Consider the following 3,320-nt stretch of genomic DNA (forward strand, 5'->3'; position numbering starts at 1 on the left):
TGTTTCCCGCGTTGCTTTGTATCCCCCCCTCTCCCCTTCCACCAAGCCACCCCGTCCTCCCCCTCGCCCCCCCCCCCCCCCCCCCCCGCGGGGAGGAACCGTCAGCGCACCAGCTGGGCGGCCCGGGGTCCGGTCCGCTCCAGCCACCAGTGGGCGACCAGCAGATTGACCACCCAGCCGGCCCAGTTGGCCACCTCCAGGAGTACCGGGAGGTCGAGCTTGAAGCCGGGGATGTACCCCATCAGCTCCACCACGACCCGGCCCCAACTCGTGCCGAGGGCCATCGCGAAGCTGTAGACCATCCAGCGCCGGTGGTCGACGAACCGGCGCTGCAGGGCGGCCCGCAGCCCGAGCACGGTGGTGAGCAGCCAGAGCCCGCCCATCATGGCCAGGCCGATCTTTCCGCTCGGGGCGGTGGAGTAGGGCAGCAGCACCAGGGCCAGCAGGCCGCCGGGCAGGGCCCCGGCGAAGATGTACACCCGGCCGCTGATCCGGTGCACCGCCGGGTGGTTGCGGCGTATCCAGGGCAGGACCTGGAGGAAGACCGTCACCATCGAGATGTTGCCGAAGACGACGTGCCCCACCAGGACGGCGTAGTGCGCCGGGAAGGACGGGTCCAGGGGGATCCTGGCCTGGCCCGGGCCGCCGCTCAGGTACCGGGGGAAGGCGTACACCAGATTGAAGACCACGAGGACGGCCAGGGCCGTCACCCATGGGCTCTGCCACCAGCTCGGTGCGGTCGCGCCCGCTCCGGTGCCGGGTCTCGTGCGTTCCGGTCCGGCGGCCAGGGCCCCGGACGGCTTCGTGTTCCGTGTCACCGCTGATCCTCGACTTCCGTTGGGTCCGGGTGGTTCAGTGGTGGTACTCGCCGGCGTTGGCGTCCAGGCAGTGGCCGGTGACGGCGCGGGAGAGCGGGGACATCAGGAACAGCACGGCGTCGGCGATCTCGTCGGGCTCGGGGAGCCGGCCGAGGTCGAGGGTGGCCGCGATCTCGTCGTAGATGTCCTGCACGGTGACGCCGCGCTGCGCGGCCCAGTGGCCGAAGCCCTCGCGCAGGGCGTCCGCCCAGATGTAGCCGGGGGCGACGGTGTTCACCCGGATGCCCTGCGGGCCGAGCTCGGTGGCCAGGCTCTGGGCCAGCGACAGCAGGGCGGCCTTGCTCATCTTGTAGGCGCCGAACAGCCGCTTGGAGTGCCGGATCACCGCGGAGTTGATCATCACGACCGAGCCCCGGTTCTCGGCCAGGGCGGGGGCGAACAGCCGGGTGAGCCGCAGCGCGGCGTAGACGTTGGTCTCGAACCCGGCGCGCACGTCCGCGAATTCGACCTCGCCGAGGTCGACCAGCGGGGGCACCGCGAAGGCGTTGTTGACCAGGGCGTCGATCCGGCCGAAGGCCTCCGTCGCGGTCTTGACCAGGGCGGCGGCCGACTCGTCGTCGGTGATGTCGGTCGGTACGGCCAGTGCCCGGCGCCCGGTGCGCTCGACCTCCGCGGCGATCTCGGCGAGCCGGGAGGCGGTCCGGGCGGCGAGCACCACGTCCGCCCCCGACTGCGCGGCGCGCAGGGCGATGGCCCGGCCCAGGCCGGGGCCGACCCCCGAGACCACGACGACCTTGTTCTCAAGCATCCTGAACCTCCAGCAAGTCCGGCTGTGCGTCGGTTGGTTCGATCGACAGTGCGTGGCGGAACACGTTCCGGGGGTCGTACGCCCGCTTGACCCGCTGCAGGCGCGGGTAGTTGCCGCCGTAGTAGAGCACCGACCAGGGCACCCCCGAGGTGTTGAGGGCGGGGTCGGCCAGGTCGCGGTCGGGGTAGCCGATGTAGGCGCCGTCGGTGAACCCGTCGGGGACGGGGACGCCGCCGGTCCCGGCGTGGACCTCGCGGTAGAACTCCCGGACCCAGGAGATGCAGGCCTCGTCCTGGTCCGCGGACAGCCAGAAGCCGCCGCTGTAGAGGACCTTGAGGATCGAGTCCCGCTGGGCCGTGGCGGTGGCGTCGGGGGCGACGGTGTTGACCCTGCCGCCGAAGCCGGCGACCACCAGGCACGACATCGGGTTGATGTGCTGCGGATCGCTCAGGTAGCGCCAGACCACCCCGAGCTGGTGGTCGGTGAAACCCTTGCGCAGGTAGGCGGCCTTGTCCTTGTAGCGCCCCTTGGGGTCGTTCGGGAAGCTGTACGAGGGCAGCCAGGAGCTCAGCCAGGGTACGACCTCGGTGACGTGCACCGACGGTTCCACCCCGACCCCGGCGCTGACCGCGTCGAAGTGCTCGGCCAGCACCTTCTCGGCGTCCGGCCCCTCGTGGTCGATCACCACGACCATCCCGAAGGCCCCGGAGTTCCGGTGGGTGACGATCAGGTTGCTCCACAGGCCGGCCGCCGGCGCGTCGGCGTCGTCGTGCTCCTCGTACCAGGTGCAGTAGTTGCGCAGCAGGGTGGCGAGGGCCTCCTCGGTCATGCCCTCCCAGGGCCACATGACCGTCCGCTTCCAGACCCGGGCCGGAGCCCGGGGGAGCAGCAGGGCCGGGTCGGCCGAGTCGGCCCCCGGGGTGCGCAGCCAGAACCTGGTCACCACGCCGAAGTTGCCGCCGCCACCGCCGGTGTGGGCCCACCAGAGGTCGTGGTGCGGGTCCTCGGGGTCGGCGCTCGCCACCACGGCACGGGCCCGGCCGGACTCGTCGACGACCACCACCTCGACGGCGTGGAGGTGGTCGACGACCAGGCCGTCGCGGCGCGAGAGGTGGCCGTAGCCGCCGGCCGTGAAGTGGCCGCCGACGCCGACGTCCAGGCAGGTGCCGGCCGGGACCGTCACGCCCCAGCGCTTGAAGAGGGTCCGGTAGACGTCCCCGAGCAGGGCGCCGGAGCCGACCTCGATCGCGCGCCGGTCGGGGTCGTAGGAGATGCCGTTCAGCTGGGACACGTCCACCAGGACCCGGACGTCGGGGGAGGCGGTGAAGTCCTCGAAGCAGTGCCCGCCGCTGCGGACCGCGATCCGCCGGCCGGTCGCCACCGCCTGGTCGACGGCCGCCACCACCTCCTCGGTGCCGGTCACCACGTGCACCTGGTCGGGCTGTCCGACGAAGCGGTGGTTGTATCCCTGGACGAGGTTCTCGTACCGCGGGTCCCCGGGCCTGATCACCACCGGCCCGGTCGGATCAACGGTCCTGTCGGTCATACTCGTTCGTCCTTCCACGGGCCGGGCGCGCGCGGCGCCGGCGGTCGGGTCCCGGGGGGCCTGGGCGGGCCCGGGGGGGGGGTCCCCCCCCTACAGCGGGGCCCTCCAGGAGAGGGAGATCGCGCTGCGATAACACCGTCCGGGCAGC

At 72.3% G+C, this 3,320-nt stretch carries 3 protein-coding genes; all 3 read right to left on the reverse strand.

Features of this window, described 5'->3' with window-relative positions; all coding sequences use genetic code 11:
- Nucleotides 1–101 precede the first annotated feature (101 nt).
- From ACFVGO_RS38530 to ACFVGO_RS38540, 3 genes are read right to left on the reverse strand one after another with little or no spacing between them, the layout of a single operon-like run.
- Nucleotides 102–818: a DUF2306 domain-containing protein gene (locus tag ACFVGO_RS38530; RefSeq protein WP_359915584.1), complete on the reverse strand. Its 717-nt coding sequence runs from the start codon at nucleotides 816–818 to the stop codon at nucleotides 102–104.
- 34 nt (nucleotides 819–852) lie between these two features.
- Nucleotides 853–1,626 carry an SDR family oxidoreductase gene (locus ACFVGO_RS38535; RefSeq protein WP_359915586.1) on the reverse strand — a complete coding sequence of 258 codons (774 nt, stop codon included), beginning with the start codon at nucleotides 1,624–1,626 and terminating at the stop codon, nucleotides 853–855.
- Nucleotides 1,619–3,172 carry an FAD-binding oxidoreductase gene (locus tag ACFVGO_RS38540; protein ID WP_380636828.1) on the reverse strand — a complete coding sequence of 518 codons (1,554 nt, stop codon included), beginning with the start codon at nucleotides 3,170–3,172 and terminating at the stop codon, nucleotides 1,619–1,621. The genes ACFVGO_RS38535 and ACFVGO_RS38540 overlap by 8 nt, the downstream gene beginning before the upstream one ends.
- Between the last annotated feature and the right edge of the window lie 148 nt (nucleotides 3,173–3,320).

This window comes from Kitasatospora sp. NPDC057738, from assembly GCF_042798815.1.
Lineage (GTDB): Bacteria > Actinomycetota > Actinomycetes > Streptomycetales > Streptomycetaceae > Kitasatospora > Kitasatospora lactacystinica.